At 33.7% G+C, this 17752-nt stretch carries 20 protein-coding genes and 1 tRNA gene; 14 read left to right on the top strand and 7 right to left on the bottom strand.

The genetic code is table 11. From position 1 onward, the window contains the following. The 4 genes from THEYE_RS04355 to THEYE_RS04340 are packed head-to-tail and all read right to left on the bottom strand — an operon-like array spanning position 1 to position 3289. Positions 1 to 1362 carry a TolC family protein gene (locus THEYE_RS04355; protein WP_012544922.1) on the bottom strand — a complete coding sequence of 454 codons (1362 nt, stop codon included), beginning with the start codon at positions 1360 to 1362 and terminating at the stop codon, positions 1 to 3. Beyond that, a complete protein-coding gene (mlaD, locus tag THEYE_RS04350; protein ID WP_012545373.1) occupies positions 1343 to 1786 on the bottom strand; it encodes an outer membrane lipid asymmetry maintenance protein MlaD in 444 nt (147 codons plus the stop codon). Before mlaD ends, THEYE_RS04355 begins: the two co-directional genes overlap by 20 nt. Continuing rightward, the gene (locus THEYE_RS04345) at positions 1767 to 2522 is read right to left on the bottom strand and encodes an ABC transporter ATP-binding protein (RefSeq protein ID WP_012546205.1); all 756 of its coding nucleotides are present in this window, start codon (positions 2520 to 2522) and stop codon (positions 1767 to 1769) included. Before THEYE_RS04345 ends, mlaD begins: the two co-directional genes overlap by 20 nt. Next, positions 2519 to 3289, bottom strand: coding sequence for an MlaE family ABC transporter permease (locus tag THEYE_RS04340; protein ID WP_012545987.1), 771 nt, complete (start codon positions 3287 to 3289; stop codon positions 2519 to 2521). The genes THEYE_RS04345 and THEYE_RS04340 overlap by 4 nt, the downstream gene beginning before the upstream one ends. A 176-nt stretch (positions 3290 to 3465) precedes the next feature. Here THEYE_RS04340 and ruvA point away from each other — a divergent pair, with 176 nt between their 5' ends. The 10 genes from ruvA to ybeY are packed head-to-tail and all read left to right on the top strand — an operon-like array spanning position 3466 to position 11309. Further along, positions 3466 to 4038 carry a Holliday junction branch migration protein RuvA gene (ruvA, locus tag THEYE_RS04335; RefSeq protein ID WP_012545070.1) on the top strand — a complete coding sequence of 191 codons (573 nt, stop codon included), beginning with the start codon at positions 3466 to 3468 and terminating at the stop codon, positions 4036 to 4038. Next, on the top strand, positions 4028 to 5005 hold the full coding sequence (ruvB, locus tag THEYE_RS04330; protein WP_012546115.1) for a Holliday junction branch migration DNA helicase RuvB: 978 nt from the start codon (positions 4028 to 4030) through the stop codon (positions 5003 to 5005). Before ruvA ends, ruvB begins: the two co-directional genes overlap by 11 nt. Next, positions 5005 to 5550 carry an epoxyqueuosine reductase QueH gene (locus THEYE_RS04325; RefSeq protein ID WP_012546830.1) on the top strand — a complete coding sequence of 182 codons (546 nt, stop codon included), beginning with the start codon at positions 5005 to 5007 and terminating at the stop codon, positions 5548 to 5550. The genes ruvB and THEYE_RS04325 overlap by 1 nt, the downstream gene beginning before the upstream one ends. Continuing rightward, positions 5543 to 5758, top strand: coding sequence for a DUF2905 domain-containing protein (locus THEYE_RS10655; protein ID WP_012545707.1), 216 nt, complete (start codon positions 5543 to 5545; stop codon positions 5756 to 5758). Before THEYE_RS04325 ends, THEYE_RS10655 begins: the two co-directional genes overlap by 8 nt. After that, positions 5755 to 6750 (top strand): SpoIID/LytB domain-containing protein, encoded by a 996-nt coding sequence (locus tag THEYE_RS04315; RefSeq protein ID WP_051345853.1) that lies wholly within the window; start codon positions 5755 to 5757, stop codon positions 6748 to 6750. The genes THEYE_RS10655 and THEYE_RS04315 overlap by 4 nt, the downstream gene beginning before the upstream one ends. Next, positions 6737 to 7774: a tRNA preQ1(34) S-adenosylmethionine ribosyltransferase-isomerase QueA gene (gene queA / locus THEYE_RS04310; RefSeq protein WP_012545420.1), complete on the top strand. Its 1038-nt coding sequence runs from the start codon at positions 6737 to 6739 to the stop codon at positions 7772 to 7774. The genes THEYE_RS04315 and queA overlap by 14 nt, the downstream gene beginning before the upstream one ends. Next, on the top strand, positions 7771 to 8388 hold the full coding sequence (locus tag THEYE_RS04305) for an SPOR domain-containing protein (RefSeq protein WP_012546352.1): 618 nt from the start codon (positions 7771 to 7773) through the stop codon (positions 8386 to 8388). The genes queA and THEYE_RS04305 overlap by 4 nt, the downstream gene beginning before the upstream one ends. 59 nt (positions 8389 to 8447) lie before the next feature. Further along, positions 8448 to 9353: a PhoH family protein gene (locus THEYE_RS04300; protein WP_012545286.1), complete on the top strand. Its 906-nt coding sequence runs from the start codon at positions 8448 to 8450 to the stop codon at positions 9351 to 9353. Further along, complete coding sequence (locus tag THEYE_RS04295) at positions 9322 to 10833, top strand: HD family phosphohydrolase (protein WP_012546232.1); 1512 nt, start codon at positions 9322 to 9324, stop codon at positions 10831 to 10833. Before THEYE_RS04300 ends, THEYE_RS04295 begins: the two co-directional genes overlap by 32 nt. Then, entirely contained in the window at positions 10830 to 11309 is a 480-nt protein-coding gene (gene ybeY, locus THEYE_RS04290) for an rRNA maturation RNase YbeY (RefSeq protein ID WP_012546720.1), read from the top strand. Before THEYE_RS04295 ends, ybeY begins: the two co-directional genes overlap by 4 nt. Here ybeY and leuC read toward each other — a convergent pair. Next, positions 11298 to 12563, bottom strand: coding sequence for a 3-isopropylmalate dehydratase large subunit (gene leuC, locus THEYE_RS04285; protein WP_012545762.1), 1266 nt, complete (start codon positions 12561 to 12563; stop codon positions 11298 to 11300). The genes ybeY and leuC overlap by 12 nt on opposite strands. Before the next feature lie 82 nt (positions 12564 to 12645). On the opposite strand from leuC, the gene THEYE_RS04280 reads away from it, so the two are divergent. Next, positions 12646 to 13419, top strand: coding sequence for a TIGR02757 family protein (locus THEYE_RS04280; RefSeq protein WP_012546049.1), 774 nt, complete (start codon positions 12646 to 12648; stop codon positions 13417 to 13419). Here the strand turns inward: THEYE_RS04280 and THEYE_RS04275 are convergent. Then, positions 13403 to 14185 (bottom strand): S1/P1 nuclease, encoded by a 783-nt coding sequence (locus THEYE_RS04275; RefSeq protein ID WP_164924835.1) that lies wholly within the window; start codon positions 14183 to 14185, stop codon positions 13403 to 13405. The two genes, THEYE_RS04280 and THEYE_RS04275, sit on opposite strands and share 17 nt — an antisense overlap. Before the next feature lie 20 nt (positions 14186 to 14205). Further along, a complete protein-coding gene (locus THEYE_RS04270) occupies positions 14206 to 15609 on the bottom strand; it encodes an alginate export family protein (protein ID WP_012544916.1) in 1404 nt (467 codons plus the stop codon). Positions 15610 to 15726: 117 nt separating this feature from the next. On the opposite strand from THEYE_RS04270, the gene THEYE_RS04265 reads away from it, so the two are divergent. From THEYE_RS04265 to THEYE_RS04255, 3 genes are all read left to right on the top strand, one after another. Then, complete coding sequence (locus THEYE_RS04265) at positions 15727 to 15966, top strand: DUF465 domain-containing protein (RefSeq protein ID WP_012546280.1); 240 nt, start codon at positions 15727 to 15729, stop codon at positions 15964 to 15966. Beyond that, positions 15963 to 17615, top strand: coding sequence for a dihydroxy-acid dehydratase (gene ilvD, locus THEYE_RS04260; protein ID WP_012546643.1), 1653 nt, complete (start codon positions 15963 to 15965; stop codon positions 17613 to 17615). Before THEYE_RS04265 ends, ilvD begins: the two co-directional genes overlap by 4 nt. A gap of 29 nt (positions 17616 to 17644) precedes the next feature. Next, a tRNA-Leu gene (locus THEYE_RS04255) sits at positions 17645 to 17730 on the top strand. Positions 17731 to 17752: the final 22 nt, after the last annotated feature.

The raw sequence follows: 17752 nt of genomic DNA, 5'->3' as shown, positions 1-17752 counted from the left end.
CTATTTAACCTCCCTTTCATCTTTATCAAGTCCTGATGCCTGAACTAAGTTTGCCAAAGCCATTTTTTGGTTGTAAAGTGCTTTTAAATGATTTATTCTTGTAGTTGCATACGCAAGCACAGCATCAGCTAAATCCTTTGTCTCTCCAATACCCATATCAATATTTGCATCTGCAGTTACAAGCCATTTTTTTGCATTTTGATAAGCTTCTTCCATATCCTTAGCACTCTTTGATGCTTCCTGTAGCTCAATGTATGCTTTCATAATTTGAACAGGGATACCGTTTTCAGCAAGTTTTTTCTTTTCAACTATTTTTTGATACTCAATCTCTGCTTCTCTTATCTTACCCTTTGTTATTCCGAAATCTATATTGAGTTTCATCCCAAGCACAGCTGCAAGCATAGAATCATTAAGAGGGTCATAAATATACGGATTATGAATTCTGTCTCTGTTGGTTGCTCCCGCTAAAGAACCCTTAACTAAGAAAAAAATCTGTGGATAAAGATTACTTTTTTCAACATCAATTAAGGATTGTCTTGCCTTAAGTCCTTCTCTTATCTGAATCATCTCAGGTCTTAAAATAAAAGCTTTAGCAATTAATTCATCTGGTTTCATATATGATTCTTCATACTTTAAGGGTTCTGTAATTATCTCAATCCTTTTACCTGAAAGTCCTGCCATAAATCTTAAAGCTTCTATTATTATTGCTTCATTCTTATCAATCTCATTTAAATTTCTTTTAACTTCGCCAAAATAGGTTTTAAGTTTATAAAGAGTAAGCTCATCAGCAGGTGGAATATCTTTTTTTAAATCTTCTTCTGTGCGTTTTATTGCTTTCTCAAGTTCATCTTTAATCTCATTTGCCAAATTTCTTAATTCTCTTATCAGAGAAAGACTCCAATAAAGCTCCTTGGTTTTCAAAATAATCTCTGAACGCTTTTTTTCAAGTTCTGCTTCTGAAACTTTAATTCCTCCTTCTGCAGCAGTTTTATATCCTGAAAGCTTGCCAAAGGTATAAATTGGCTGCAATACCTGCATCGTGAGCATTCCAAAAATACCATTAATTGTAGTTGATTTAACATCTGTTCTTATCTCTGGAGATATTGCCTCTTTTTCTGCTTTCGGAGACGGACCACCTAAAGCCATTAATTCAATCTGGGGAAATACTGCAGCTTGAGCCTCAGTAAGTTTTGCTTTATAAATTTCAACATCCTGTTTAAATTCTCCAAGCTCTGGGTGAAATCTAACAACTCTTTCAATACATCCTTTAAGGTCAAGAACTATCCTGTCTTCTGCAAAACAAACTGATGAAATAAAAACTATAAAGATAAAAATCAAACCTCTAAATTTTACCGAACACATATTTTGACAATACCTCCTCTATATCTACTGATGATTCTGTTTCCCTAATTTTGCCATTCTGAGCAATATATTGTTCAGAGCCTCCTGGAGTAATCTGAACATATTTTTCGCCAATTAATCCCTTTGTCCTAATTGAAGCAATTGAATCATCTGGAAGCTTAATTGAACTTAGTATCTTCAATTCAACCACTGCCTGGTATTTATTATTAAGAGTTACTTTTTCAACAGATCCTACAGGAACTCCAGCAATTTCTACGACAGATCCTTTTTTAATCCCTCCTACCTTGTCAAACTCTGCATAAACAGTATAGTAACCTGTCTTAAACATATCAATCTTACCAAGCCTGAAAGAAAGATATCCGAGCGAAAGAATTCCAATTAAAACAAATACTCCAACTAATATTTCAAGATGTTCTTTCTTCATTATTCCCTCCGTTTTCTATTCCCATTATAAAATTTTTTACAACAATATTATCACTTTTTTGAATTTCCTCTGGCGTTCCTACTTCAACAATTTTTCCATTATGAAGCATCGCAACTCTATCTGAAATCTCAAATATTTCAGGAATTTCATGACTTATTATCAACCCAGTAAAGCCGTACTGTTTCTGAGTATCTCTTATAAGTTTATGAATAGACCGAACCAGAATAGGATCAAGACCTGTTGTGGGCTCATCAAACAAAATTATTTTTGGATGAGCTATTAATGCTCTTGCGAGAGCAACTCTTTTACGCATTCCTCCACTGAGTTCTGCGGGATATTTATACTCCATCCCCTGAAGTCCAACATCACTTAGTGCTTTTATAACTCTTTCATAAATCTCTTTTTTATTTAGTTTAGTTTTCTCTGCAAGAGGAAATGCAACATTGTCATAAACAGTCATTGAATCAAAAAGTGCACCTCCCTGAAAAACTACTCCAATATCTGCTCTTATTTCATCAAGCTTGATTCCTTTTAGCTTTGTTATATCCTGTCCCTTTATAAATATACTTCCTCTGTCTGGCTTTAGTAATCCAACAATGTGTTTAAGAAGAACAGATTTCCCGCCTCCACTTCTTCCAATTACAGCAGTTACCTCTCCTTCATTTATAACCAAACTAACACCTTTTAATACTTGCTGTTTTCCAAAAGATTTGTAAAGTTCTTTTATTTCAATCATAAAAGAAATGCTCCAAGCATATAATCCCAGAGGAGAATAACAACAGAGGAAAGCACAACAGCGTTAGTTGTTGCTCTGCTTACACCTCTTGCACCGTAACCTGAGGTATATCCCATGAATGTGCAAATCCAGGTTACAAGCAGTCCAAAACTCAATGATTTATAAAGCCCAATTCTTATATCTTCCATGTCAACATAAAGCTCCATCTGTGAAAAATATGTTCCTTCACTAAGTCCCAATGCATGAACAGAAACAAGATATCCACCATAAATACCTATAACATCAAAAACTGCTGTTAAAAGAGGAAAAGCAACTATACCAGCAAGAATATTCGGCACAACTACATATTTCATGGGATTAACTGCCATTACAGTAAGAGCATCAATCTGTTCAGTAATTCGCATGATTCCAATCTCTGCTGTCACCGCAGAACCAGCTCTTCCGGTAACCATTAATGCACAGAGAACAGGACCCAACTCTCTTATAAGAGAAAGTGCAACAACAGGACCGAGCAATGCTTCTGCTCCGAATTTATTTAATGCATAGTATCCCTGAAGAGCTAAAACCATACCACTAAAAGCACCTGTAAAAATTACTACAATCATTGATTTATTGCCGAAAAATCTTACTTGTCTGAGAAAATTACGGAACTTAAATGGAGGTATAAAAATGTAATAAATTGAATCTACAAGGAAAATAAACATTTTTCCAAGAAACACAAAAAGCTCTATTGAGTATCTACCAATGAATTTTATAAATGAAATCATTGAAGTTTTAAATAATAGCCATTTTCGCTTTTGTTTGTCAATATTCAGGCAATTTCTGGTAGTTAAAATTCTACGATATCAAAAAACAAAATATACTACTTTTGCATATTCACATTTTTAATTACGTTATAGAAGTAAATGTATGCGAAATCAGTTAAAAGTGTTAAAATAAATAAATGCTTGATTTCATAAAAGGGAAAGTTATTACAGTTAAACCGGATAAGATTGTTATTCAAACAGGTGGGATCGGTTATTCAGTTAAAATACCAATCAGAGTGTCCAGATATATTAACAGAGATGAAGAAACTCAGATTTTTACATCTCTAATTGTAAAAGAAGAATCCATTGAAATTTATGGATTTTTAGAAAGCTCAGAGAGAGACCTTTTTGAGGAACTAATAAAAATTGCAGGCATTGGTCCAAAAATGGCAATCAATATTCTTTCAACCTATGATAGAGAAACTCTTTACAAAATAATTGACCACGAAGATATAAAATCACTAAGCAAAATTCCTGGAATTGGTAAAAAAACTGCTCAAAGAATTCTTCTTGAATTGAGAGGTATTTTGCCTTCTTTGCAATATGAAAAAGACCAGAAATATGATGATATTTTGTCAGCTCTTTTAAATCTTGGGTATAAAAGACTTGAAGCAAAAGAAGTTTTGGATAAAATTTATAATAATGAAAAAGATGAAGCAACAATAATTAGGGAGTCTTTGAGTATATTAGCTGGAAAAGATGGAAAATAACGAGCTTTTAGATATTACACTGAGACCCAAGAGTTTAAAAGAATTTATAGGGCAGAAAAAAATTAAAGATAATATTGAAGTTTTTATCAAGGCTGCACTTATAAGGCAGGAACCCCTTGATCATGTCCTTTTCTGCGGTCCTCCTGGGCTTGGAAAAACAACCCTTGCAACAGTTATAGCAAATGAACTTGGAGTGAATATTAAAAGCACATCAGGACCTGTTCTTGAACGGGCAGGTGATGTTGCAGCAATTCTCACAAATCTTTCTGACAGAGATATCTTATTTATTGACGAAATTCACAGACTTCCAAGAATGGTTGAGGAGATATTGTATCCTGCAATGGAAGATTTTACCCTTGATATAATCGTTGGTCAAGGACCTTCTGCTCGCTCAATAAAAATAAACCTTCCGAGATTCACGCTTATTGGTGCAACAACAAGAACAGGACTTATTACATCACCACTAAGAGATCGTTTCGGAGTTGTTTTCAGATTAGAGTTTTACAATTCAGAAGAACTCAAAGAAATTGTAAAAAGGTCAGCAAGAATTCTCGGAATTTTGATAGAAGAAAACGCCGCTACGGAGATTGCGAGGAGATCTCGTGGAACTCCGAGAGTAGCAAATAGATTACTTAAAAGAATAAGAGACTTTGCTCAGGTTAAGGATAAAGATATTATAGATTTACAAATAGCACAGGAAGCACTGATTGCCATGGATGTTGATGACTATGGGCTTGATGATATGGATAGAAAAATTCTTCTTACAATAATTGAGAAGTTTAATGGCGGACCTGCAGGTATTGAATCAATAGCAGCATCATTAAGAGAAGATAAAGATACAATTGAAGATGTATATGAACCCTATCTCATGCAGGAAGGATTTATTGAAAGAACAGCAAGGGGAAGAGTGGCTACCAGGTTTGCCTATGAGGTTTTAAAAAGAAAAATACCTGAAAGGTTGTTTTAATGAGAATACTGCTTCACACATGTTGCAGTAACTGTGCTATTTATCCTTATGAAGTTCTTAAAAATAAAGGATTTGATGTGGTTTTATTTTGGTATAATCCCAATATTCATCCATATACAGAATATCAACTGCGACTTGACTCTTTGAAAAAACTACAAAAATTATGGAATCTTGAAGTTATTTATGATGCTGATTATAGTGAGTTTTATAAGTTTTTAAAACTGGTTTCAGGAAGAGAAAAGGAAAGATGTGAAATATGTTATAGAATAAGACTTGAAAAAACTGCTGAAAAAGCTAAAGTAATTGGAATTACAGATTTTACAACCACCCTATTAGTAAGCCCATATCAAAAGTTTGATAAAATAATAAAAATAGGAATGCAAATAAGCAAAAACTATAACATCAATTTTATTGCAGAAGACTTTAGAAAAGGATTCAGAAAAGCAATGAATACTGCTCAAGAGATTGAACTTTACAGACAGAAATACTGTGGATGCATATATTCAGAGGCTGAAAGATATTTAAAGAAAATAGATTATGAATGAGATTGGAAAATTTTTAATTCTTATTGGAATAATTACAATTATAATCGGTTTAATTCTCATGTTAACTGGCAAAATCCCTTTTATTGGCAGGCTCCCAGGAGATATTGTAATTGAGAGAAAAAATTTTATATTTTATTTCCCTCTTGGCACATCAATACTCTTAAGTATTATAATTAGTCTGATATTTTATCTTCTAAGCAGGAAATGAAAGAGATGAGATTAATTTTACCAATCCTGATTACTCTAATTTTTAGTTTGCAAACCTATGCAATGGATAAAAATAGCAATTCTTTTATAAGAGTTCTTTTAGGAGATAAAAGGCCATCTTCAAATGAATTAGAAAAAATAAAAAAAGTTGCAGCAAAAACCATTGTGAACGGTTCAGCTTATCATGGTGAGATAGAGATATGGAAAGGAAATGAAGGATATTTTCTCATAAATGTAATTCAACTTGAAGACTATGTAAAAGGAGTTGTTGCATCAGAGGTTGGGATTCATTGGCCAGAAGAAGCCTTGAAAGCACAAGCAGTTTTGGCAAGGACTTATGCAGTTGCCCATATTCTTCGCAACAGAACAAAAAATTTTTACGATGTAACATCCTCAGTATTTCATCAGGTTTACAAAGAAGATGAAGGAACAGAAGAGGTAGAAAAAGCTGTCAGAGAAACAAAAGGACAGATACTTAGTTATAATGGAGAGCCAGTAATGGCTTTTTATCATGCCTGTAGTGTAGAAAAAACAGAAGAGCCAAAGGAAGTTTTTGGAAAAGAATATCCATATTTAAAGTCAGTAGAAGTCCCATCAACACCATCACCTTATACTTTATGGGAGAAAAAAATTTCTTTTGAAATCCTTGAAAAGGTTTTATCAATGACAAAGATATCTTATGTTAAAATAGCAAGTTACACCACTACCGGAAGAGTAAAAGAACTTGAATTCAGTGATGGTAAAAACAAAAAATTAGTAAAAGCAACGGAACTCAGAAGACTTCTTCAGTGGACAGCACTGCCAAGTACAATGATTACATCTATTAGAATTGAAGATGATGGTATAGTGTTTGAAGGAAAAGGATATGGTCATGGAGTTGGAATGTGTCAATGGTGCGCGTTTCAGATGGCACAAGAGGGAAAGAATTATAAGGAAATTCTTCAATATTTTTATCCAGGGACGGAAATAAACATAATCAATGAAAATAACTGAACTTAATTATACTCTGCCTACAGATTTAATTGCCCAGAAACCCTTATCAGAAAGAGATAAATCTCGTCTTCTTGTTTTACACAAAAACACTGGGGAAATAGAGCATAGAATATTTTATGAAATTGTTGAATATTTAAATGAAGGTGATATTCTTATTATTAATAACACAAAAGTTATCCCTGCAAGACTAATCGCGGAAAAGCCTTCAGGAGGAAAAATAGAAATTCTTTTAATTAAAGAAAAAAAATGTTCATCTCAAAACGTTGTCTGGGAAGTAATGACTAAAGGAAGCTATGAAGGAGAAGTTTTTATTGATGAGTTTATAGCTGAACTCAGAAATAATTGTGACGGAAGATATATTGTTTTCAAGAATATGACCTCTCCTAAAGTGAGGAATCTCATCAATGAAAAAGGGTTTATGCCCTTACCTCCTTATATTAAAAGGAAACCTATCCAGAGTGATAGACAAGACTATCAGACAGTTTATGCAAAAATGAATGGTTCTATTGCAGCTCCTACAGCAGGACTTCATTTCACAAAGGAACTCTTGGAAACTATCATAAGTAAAGGTGTTAAATTAAGAGAAATAACTCTTCATGTTGGAGTAGGAACTTTCAAACCAATAAAAGTGGACAAATTGCAGGAACATAAAATGGATCCCGAATATTTTGAGATAGACAAGACTCTTATAGAAGAAATATACGCAATTAAAAAGGCTGGTAAAAGAATTTTTTCAGTTGGTACAACAACAACAAGAGCATTAGAAGGATATGCTTCAGGCAAATATGAAGATAGGGGGTCTGATAATTATAAAATAAAGGGTAGCACAGATATTTTTATTTATCCAGAATTTTCTTTTAAAATTGTTGATGCATTAATTACAAATTTTCATTTACCAAAGTCAACTCCTCTTGCCATGGTTTATGCTTTCTGTGAAATGCAAAAAGTGAAAAAAGCTTACAGAGAAGCTATTGAAAAAGGATATAGATTTTTTTCATATGGTGATGCTATGTTAATCATATGAAAAAAAAGGGTGAGGAACTTATAGTGATACATAAAAAAACATTTTTTTTAATAGTTTTCAGTATAGCAATTATTGGAGTCTTAGTTGGCTATACAATTGGTTATATTACAGTACCAGCAAAAGAAGTTTATGTTCAAAAAACTATTGAGCCTGAAAAAACAGTTCTACCATCTACCTTTGAGTCCCAGCTTGCAAAAAAACAGGATAATACTATTCAACAAAATCAACCTGAAAGTTCAGAAAAGGAATCAGAAAAAGAAAATGTAAAAATAATCAAAGAAGTGGAAGCAATGGAAAAAAGTGAAGTTAAAGAAAATAAAGAGTTACCAAAAACCTCAAAGGTAGAAAAACATATCTCAAAAAAACTAACTTATAGAAAAGCTATGTATACACTTCAGATAGGCGCTTTTAATGAAATTGAAAATGCAGAAATTTTAATGAAAAAACTTAAAGAAGCAGGAATTAATGCTCAACTTCTCAAAGAAAATTTATACAAAATTAGAACAGGTTATTACAGACGATTTACTGATGCTCAAAAAGCTTCAGAAATTCTTAAGTCAAAGGGTTTTGAAAACTTTATAATTAAAATAAGTAAACATTCAAAAGGAGGATAGCCATCGCACGTATAATTGAACTTGATGAAGAAAGAGAATATCCATTTATCCATGGGGGATTGGATAAAATCTTTCAGTTAATAGAAGATGCTCTGAATGTAACTTTAAATGTTAGAGGAAACAAACTAATTATTCAAGGAGAAGATGAAAGAGATATTGAAAAGGTAGAAAAAATAATAGAAGAAATAAGAACAGTTAATAGAGAAGGATATATCATAAAGCCTGAAGATATTATTCATTCTATTCAAGGACTTAAAGAAGGCAAGCCTGTATCCATACTGAGTCTTTTTAAAGGAGGAATCCCCATTCCTTCAAAAAAAAGAGTTATCATTCCTAAAACAGAAATGCAAAAAGCATATATGGAAGCTATGTTGAAGTATGACATAGTCTTTGGAATAGGTCCTGCAGGAACTGGGAAAACTTATCTTGCAATGGCTATGGCAATTCACTTTTTACTAACAAGACAAGTCTCCAGAATAGTTCTTGTAAGGCCTGCTGTTGAGGCAGGAGAAAAATTAGGATTTCTTCCAGGTGCTATAGAGGAAAAAGTGAGCCCATATCTTAGACCGCTTTATGACGCACTCTATGATATGCTTGACCTGGACAGAGCTTCCAAACTTATTGAAAAGGGAGCTATTGAGATTGCACCCCTTGCATTTATGAGAGGTAGAACTCTCAATGATGCCTTTATAATCCTTGATGAAGCTCAGAATACAACAACAGAGCAGATGAAAATGTATTTGACAAGACTTGGTTTTGGTTCAAAAACAGTTATTACCGGAGATATTACACAGATAGACCTTCCACCTCAAAAAATATCAGGGCTAGTTGAAGCTTTAAAAATTCTTAAAGATGTACAAGGAATAAAAATTATTTATTTCACTGAAAAAGATGTAGTAAGACATAGACTTGTTCAGGAGATTATAAAAGCCTATGAAAAACATGAAAGACAACCCCCAACTTAAGCCTACTACTCCAGATAGGTCTTATCTAAGAAAATTTATTGAAAAATTCAAAACACATCAAAATGGAAAAGAAAGAAAAATACTTATTGAAAGAGAGACTTTACCTTATCTTATAATTTTATCACTTTTAAATGCCTTCTTGCTTCATGATTTTAAATCTGGCATATCTTCATTCTTTGGAAGTTTTATTGTTATTTTTCTTCTTCTTATATTTTTCTATAGAGATTTAAAAAGGTACAAACCAGCCTATCTTAAAAAGAAAAAAATGATGGCTTTGCTTGCAAGCCTTATAGTTTTCACACTGATTATTTCAAGAGGATTTGAACATATATTTTTAGTGTTTTCTAAAGGATTAGGAGTTGAAAGCATAGTTATGCACACATTTGGAATACCTCTTGCCCTAGGACCTGTAATTGTAGTATTAATATTTGACTTTCATACCGCTATAACATTTTCTTTAATTCTTAGCCTTATGGCTGGTATATGGTTAAAAACCTCTCTAATACCTCTTTATGTTTTTATCGGATGCCTTATCGGTGCATTCAGCCTTCTTAAATGTAAAAAAAGGACTGATATCATAAATGCAGGAATATATATAGCATTGGCAAATATATTTAGTTCAAGTGCTATTCTTCTTATAATGGGATTTTTTGATTTACATTCACTATATTTTGCCGTTGTTTTTTCAGTTATAAATGGATTTACAGTATCAGCATTGTGTTTTTTGTGTTTACCTGCTATAGAAAGATTGTTTAATGTGACAACCCCTGTAAGTTTGGTAGAATTACTTGATATTGACCATCCATTGATGAAGCAACTTTCAGTTGAAGCACCTGGAACTTATCATCATAGCATGATAGTAGGAAGTCTTGCAGAAGCTGCTTCAGAAGTAGTTGGAGTTAACCCTTTGATTGCAAAAGTTGCTTCTTATTATCATGATATAGGCAAAATAAGAATGCCAGAGTATTTTGTTGAAAATCAGACAGGTTGTATAAGTAAGCATGAAAAGCTTAATCCTCATCTAAGCAGTATGATTATAATTGCTCATGTAAAAGACGGAGTTGAACTTGCGGAAGAGTTCAATTTACCCGAAATAGTTAAAGATGTAATTCAACAACATCATGGAACCACGCTTGTTACATATTTTTATCAAAAAGCTTTAAAGGAAATGGAAACTCCTCCATCTGAACAGGATTACAGATATCCGGGTCCAAAACCACAAACAAAGCTTGCAGCACTTATTATGCTTGCAGATGCTGTAGAAGCTGCTTCAAGAACTCTTGATGATCCAACACCAGCAAGAATTTCAGGACTTGTAGATAAAATAATTAAAAATATCTTTCTTGATGGACAACTTGATGAATGTGAAATCACTCTGAAAGATTTAAGTGAGATAAAAAAGAAGTTTGAATACATTCTTGCAGGAATATTTCACAGAAGAATTTCCTATCCAGAACCTGCAAAGGAAAAAATAGTATGAGAATTTCTGTTGAAGTTATCAATAGACAGAGAAAAATTAGAGTTGCATCAAAAAAAGTAATAAGCAGAATAAAAAAAATAGTTAGTTTTTTATATGAAACCAAAGATAAAAAACTATCTAAAATAACCGTTAAAAATCCAGCCTTTCTGTTAATATCTGTAATATTTGTCGGAGATCAAAAAATGAAAGAGCTCAATTCTAAATACAGAGGCAAAAATTCTGTTACTGATATTTTATCTTTCCCCTATTTAGAAAACGAACCTTCTGGCAATTTATTTCTTGGCGAAATTATTATTAATCCTAAAAAAGTTTTCTCACAAGCAAAGCAATATAATAAAACATTCTGGCAAGAACTTGATAGAATTTTAGCACATGGTATCCTTCATCTCCTCGGCTATGACCATGAAGTATCTGACAGCGAAGCAAGAAAAATGCGTAAATTAGAGCAAAAGATTCTATCTAATCTAAAGCCCTAATTCTTCAGGTGTTCCAATTCTCCCAAGCACTCCGCTTGCAGCAGCAACTGCTGGATTGCTGAGATATACTTCACTCTCAGGATGTCCCATTCTGCCAACAAAGTTTCTGTTAGTTGTTGCAATAGCTCTTTCGCCTTTTGCAAGAATGCCCATATGCCCTCCGAGGCATGGACCGCAAGTAGGAGGTGAAACTACTGCCTGGGCATCTATGAATATTTCAATTAAACCTTCTTTTAATGCTTGCATATAGATTTTTTGTGTTGCTGGGATGATTATCATTCTTACTTCAGGATGCACCTTTCTGCCCTTCAAAACCATTGCTGCTTCTCTTAAGTCTTCAAGCCTTCCATTGGTGCATGAACCTATTACCACCTGGTCTATTTTTATATGAGAAAGCTCATTTGCAGGTTTGACATTAGAAGGAAGATGAGGGCAGGCAACCACTGGAGGAATTCTTGAACAGTCATATTCTTTTATTTCAAAGTATTTTGCATCTTGGTCTGAATTATAGATTTTATAAGGTCTTTTTGCACGTAGTTTGACATATTCCTCTGTAATCTTGTCAGGAACAATTATACCGGCTTTTGCTCCCGCCTCAATTGCCATATTACACATACTAAATCTTCCGCTCATTGGCATATTGTCAATTACTTCTCCTATAAATTCCATTGCCATATAGGAGGCTCCGTCAACTCCAATATCACCAATTGTATATAAGATTAAGTCTTTCCCACTAACCCATTTTTGAAGTTTCCCGTAATATATAAATTTTATTGTCTCAGGAACTTTAAACCAGCATTCACCTGTTGCCATTGCTATTGCCGCATCCGTAGAGCCCACGCCAGTTGCAAAAGCACCTAAAGCACCATAGGTGCAAGTGTGACTGTCTGCTCCGATTACAAGGTCACCAGGAAGCACTATGCCTTCTTCTGGAAGAAGGGCATGTTCTATTCCTACTCTGCCAATTTCAAAATAGTGTTTGATTTTATATTTTTGCGCAAATTCTCTAAGCATTTTACACTGTTCAGCAGCTTTTATATCCTTTTGAGGAGTAAAATGGTCAGGCACAAGGGCTATGCGTTCTCTATCAAACACATCTTTAACGCCAAGCTTTTCAAACTCTTTTATAGCAATTGGAGCTGTAATATCGTTGGCTAAAACTATATCTACCTTCGCATTTATTATTTCACCTGGTGTGACTTCCTTTTTACCAGCATGGGCAGCAAGAATTTTTTCTGCAATTGTCATTCCCATAAAAACCTCCGAACTCTTTATTTAAGTTAAAAGATTAGATTTTATTATTGCATAAAGATTTGAAAATAATCAAAAATATGACATGGATAAAATAATAGATAAATTGGAAAGATTATATAATTCTTTTGACTTCCAATCTACTGTAGAGAGAGACCCTATAAGATTTCCTAAGAGATATAAAAATCCTTTAGACATAGAAATAGCAGGAATAATTGCCTCTTTTTTTGCCTATGGAAATATAAAATCTTTTTGTAATTTTCTTGAAGGACTTTTTAATATCATGGGACAGCATCCTTCAGAGTTTATATTAAATTTCAACCCTTCTTCTTTAATGAAAAAATTAGAGATTAAATACAGATTCAGTAGTGTTTATGATGTTGTTGCCTTTCTTTTCATTCTTAAAAAGTTGATTCAGCAGTCTCCAATAAAATCTCTGGAATATTATTTTCAATCGGACAGTCATATTCAAAAAATTTCTAACTTTGTTCAATCAGCATTTAAGGTAAATTTGAAACCTATATATGGAAAAAATATTAAAACCAAAGGATTACTTCACTTTTTCCCAGACCCATTGAAAGGAAGTCCCTGCAAGAGAATTAATCTTTTTCTCAGATGGATGGTAAGGAAAAGGGATATTGATTTTGCTCTATGGAATACAATTAAACCATCTGAACTTATTATTCCTCTTGATGTGCATATATGGAGAGTTTCAAAAAAATTGGGCTTTACCAAAAGAAACACTCAGAGTATAAAAACTGCTATGGAAATTACCGAATATTTAAAGAAAATAGAGCCAGAAGACCCATTAAAATATGACTTTGTTCTCTGTCACGGTGATATTAATTCGTTGATATGATAACTGCCCTGAGCAGAGAAATAGACCATGATATTTGTTTTATAAGTTCTTCTTCGTTGGGCAATCTGTTTTCATTATAGCATTTGTTAGCTATTTTTATTGCTGAATTTGCTATCTCAGAGATTTCCTTTTTCAAATCTTCTTTGGAACTTAACTTTATCTGTTTTATTGCATTATCTATTTTAATGTGGATATCTGCGGATGTATTTAAATAATGGCTAAAAGCTTCATCAAATTTTATATGATATTCCCTATTAAAATAGCCCTCCTTTTCATACATTTTTCCATCACTTGCAGGTGAGTCTCCATAAGGAAAATTATGAAGAGGCTGAGAAAGGTCTCCTATATAATGGGCTATGCTAACAAGATAGTATTCATAAGCAAGAACATTGTCAGGTTTTGTTCTGTCAAGAGATTTCATTTTTTCATAAATCTGAACTATTTTCCAGTAAAGCACTCCTGCAGGATGAGGAACTGAAATTCTAAAATTTTTACCATCTACTAAAAGAAAAGCCTCTTTGATACCAAATTTATCTATATATTCAGGAGTAACTACGGTATCAGGTGAAGCATCATGATAATGAAAAGGTGCAAGCAAATCATAGTTTTCATCTCTAATAATGTCAGGCATACATGCTGCCTCAGGAATTCTAATCCCAGCTTTTTTTGCAATATAGGCATGGGTTTTACAATCCCATGCATGGGAGATGGAAATAGGAAAAAAGAGGATGAGGAAAACTATGAAATATTTTAATTTTTCTCTCATCCTCATTAGTTAAACCTCTCTTATAGTTTATACTGAAGCTGCCATCTTATGAAAGTGGCATTTTTAGCATCTTTATAAAAATCACCGGGTTCAAAATACTCAATCTGAAGCATTCCATCAAGATTTTTATTGAATTTATAGTTTCCTATAACTGCCCAGAGGTCACCTCTGTTTTTGCCATTATATGAAAACATATTTTGATACGTTGAATTTATGCTACTGCTTTGAATTTGCTCATCAGCCCATAAATGCTGATAAGACAATTTTATATCAGCATTCTTAAATGGATAAATTTTTAAATTTGCTACCAATGCTTTCATGTTTGTCCAGTACCCAGGAATTGGACCACCTTTACCTGAAGTTTCAGGAATTAAGGTATAGATCAAAAGCTCATTCCACTGCGGTGCTCTTGAAAATAAAGGATTAAATCCTTCATCCTTATCGTTAGAAACTGTTTTATCGCCCGATAGATATACATAACCTACTTCTACGTTTGGTGTAAGTGGCGAGTTTTTAAAACCATAACCTGCAAAAGCATATCCTCCAACTCCTCTTATTTTCTTTCCACCATCATCATATTTTCCTATCTGTCGGGCTATTTCGCCTCTTAGCGTAAAGTCATTTACTTTGAAAACTGTTCTTATACCGAAGGTATTGATATATTTTTCATCAATTTCAATATACTCCTCTTCTTTTTTATAGATGTAGTAAGGTTCTATATTCAACCATTCAAATATTTTATTCCTTCCATAGACCCAGAATCCCCTCTCATTTGAAGCAGTAAGCCTTTTTTTATGCTCTATATATGTACGACCTGCAGTGCCACTATCGTAATATGCTGGATGAAGGCTTGACAGATATTGGTCTGTTTTAGGGTCTGAGACATACACAATATCAACAGATTGTCCCTCAGCAATCAAAACCGTAGCCTTTAATGCATTAAAATAAAAGGTTCTTGAACCATCACCTGGCGTACCATCAAGAATTAGAAATCCTTCTCCATACATGTCTTTACCAAGAAAATCCTGCCTACCTATGCGGAAATTTATTGGTATATCAAAAGGTTTTTTAATATCAATATATAAATTATCAATCAGCACCTCATCCTGGTCAAGATTTTTAAAATTTGTTCTATTGTCAAGGGGTAATTCATAAGGACCATCATAATATTTTGGCTCAGTCGCTATTCTTGCATAGGCACTTAAATTATCATTAAACTTTACATTGTCCCATAGCTGAATTCTTAGTCTAAAAAAGTTTCTGTCAGGTTGAGCATCACGAGCTGTTCCGAGAGAGACTACATTATCCCAGATTTCCTGCCTTAGTCTTACAGAAGCACCTGGTTCATTCTCAGTAGCAAAGGAAACAGAAAAAAAACTAATAAAAAAGCCGAAAAATAATAGAAACCTGAAGAGTTGCTTCATACCCACCTCCAAAAATTTTAAAAAATGAAAAGAATTATACCATATATCAAAAAATTTTTTTACCAATTTTTTCTTATTTGTTGTAAAATTTAAAAAACATTCCTTAGGAGGTGTTCCATGAGAGAAGAAGAAATCATTGAAGTTCTAAAAAGAGAAAATGAAGAATTTCGCAAGCTTTATGAAGAACACAGGCATCTTGATAGTATTCTTGATGAAATGAACAAAAAACCTTATTTAACTCCTGAAGAAGAAGTTGAGAAAAAAAGAATGCAGAAAGAGAAACTTTATAAGAAAGATAAAATGGCTGAAATCATAAGACAATACAAAACTAAGCTCTCAAAGGAGGCAACTAAGTGAGAAGCGACAGCATTAAAAAAGGTCTTGAAAGAACTCCTCACAGGGCTCTTCTTTTCGCAACAGGAATTCCAAAATCCGAAATGAATAAACCATTCATAGGGGTGGCTACGAGTTTTACAGATATAATACCCGGACATATTTCAATGAAAGAACTTGAGAGATTTATAGAAAAAGGAATCCATACCGGAGGAGGCTATCCATTTTTCTTTGGTATTCCCGGTATTTGTGATGGAATAGCAATGGGACATAAAGGAATGAAGTATTCTTTGCCATCAAGAGAATTGATCGCAGATATAATTGAATGCATTGTTGAGGCACATCAATTTGATGGAATTGTTCTTCTTACGAACTGTGATAAAATTACTCCCGGAATGCTTATGGCTGCAGCAAGGCTTGATATCCCTGCAATTGTACTTACAGCAGGTCCGATGCTCGCAGGTTACTATAAGGGGCAGAGAAGAAATCTTACTTCTGATACCTTTGAGGCTATTGGAAAATTCAAAAAAGGAGTTTTAACAGAAAAAGACCTTGAAGCACTTGAACTTTGTGCCTGTCCTGGAGCAGGCTCCTGTCAGGGAATGTATACTGCAAATACAATGGCATGTGTTACTGAAGCTCTTGGTATGAGTTTGCCAGGAACTGCTGCAACTCCTGCTGTTATGTCTGAAAAAAGAAGACTTGCCTTTGAAACAGGAGTAAAGATTGTTGAACTTGTTAGAAAAAAAATCAATGCACGTCAGATACTTACAAAAGAAGCTTTTTATAATGCTATCGCAGTTGATATGGCACTTGGTGGCTCTACAAATACCGTGCTTCACATAAAGGCAATTGCCAATGAAGCAGGCATAAATCTTCCACTTGAAGTATTTGATGAAATAAGCAGAAAAACGCCACATCTTGTGAATATAATTCCTTCAGGTGAACACTACATGGAAGACCTTTATAAAGCTGGAGGAATCCCAGCGGTTCTTAAAAGACTTAAAGATAAAATTTATTCAAATCCGACAGTTTCAGGTATTGATATAAAAGAAATTGCTCAAAAAGCAGAAATTTACGATGAAAATGTAATTCGTTCAATCAAAAAAGCTTATCACAAAGAAGGAGGAGTTGCTATCCTTAAAGGAAATCTTGCACCAGATGGAGCTGTTGTAAAGCAAACTGCTGTTTCTTCAAAAATGCTTAAATTTGAAGGAATTGCCAGATGCTTTGATTCTGAAGAAAATGCTATGAAAGCAATTCTTGATGGAAAAATTAAAGAAGGTGATGTAATCATAATAAGATATGAAGGACCTTCTGGCGGTCCTGGCATGAGAGAAATGCTTTCTCCAACAAGCGCAATCACAGGAATGGGACTTAATGAATCCGTTGCCTTGATTACAGATGGAAGATTTTCAGGTGGTACCAGAGGACCATGCATTGGACATGTATCACCAGAAGCAGCTCGTGGTGGTCCGATTGCTATTGTTAAAGATGGTGATAAAATTCTTATTGATATACCAAAAAGGAAAATTGAAATTCTTATTTCAGAAAGCGAAATTAAAAAGAGGCTTAAAAACTGGAAACCTCCAAAACAAAAAATAGAAAAAGGATATCTTCTGAGATATGCCCGTAATGTTAGTTCAGCTGACAAAGGTGCAATACTTGAATAAAGTTTGATTTTTTTTGTATCTTAAATAAAGCCGGAGTGGCGGAACTGGTAGACGCAAGGGACTTAAAATCCCTCGGAGGGTTCCCTCCGTACGAGTTCGAGTCTCGTCTCCGGCATTATTTTTATTTTGGAGGGCAT

The organism is Thermodesulfovibrio yellowstonii DSM 11347 (assembly GCF_000020985.1).
GTDB lineage: Bacteria > Nitrospirota > Thermodesulfovibrionia > Thermodesulfovibrionales > Thermodesulfovibrionaceae > Thermodesulfovibrio > Thermodesulfovibrio yellowstonii.
Note: the sequence above shows the minus strand (reverse complement) of the source record. Positions and strands in the feature narration are given on the sequence as shown.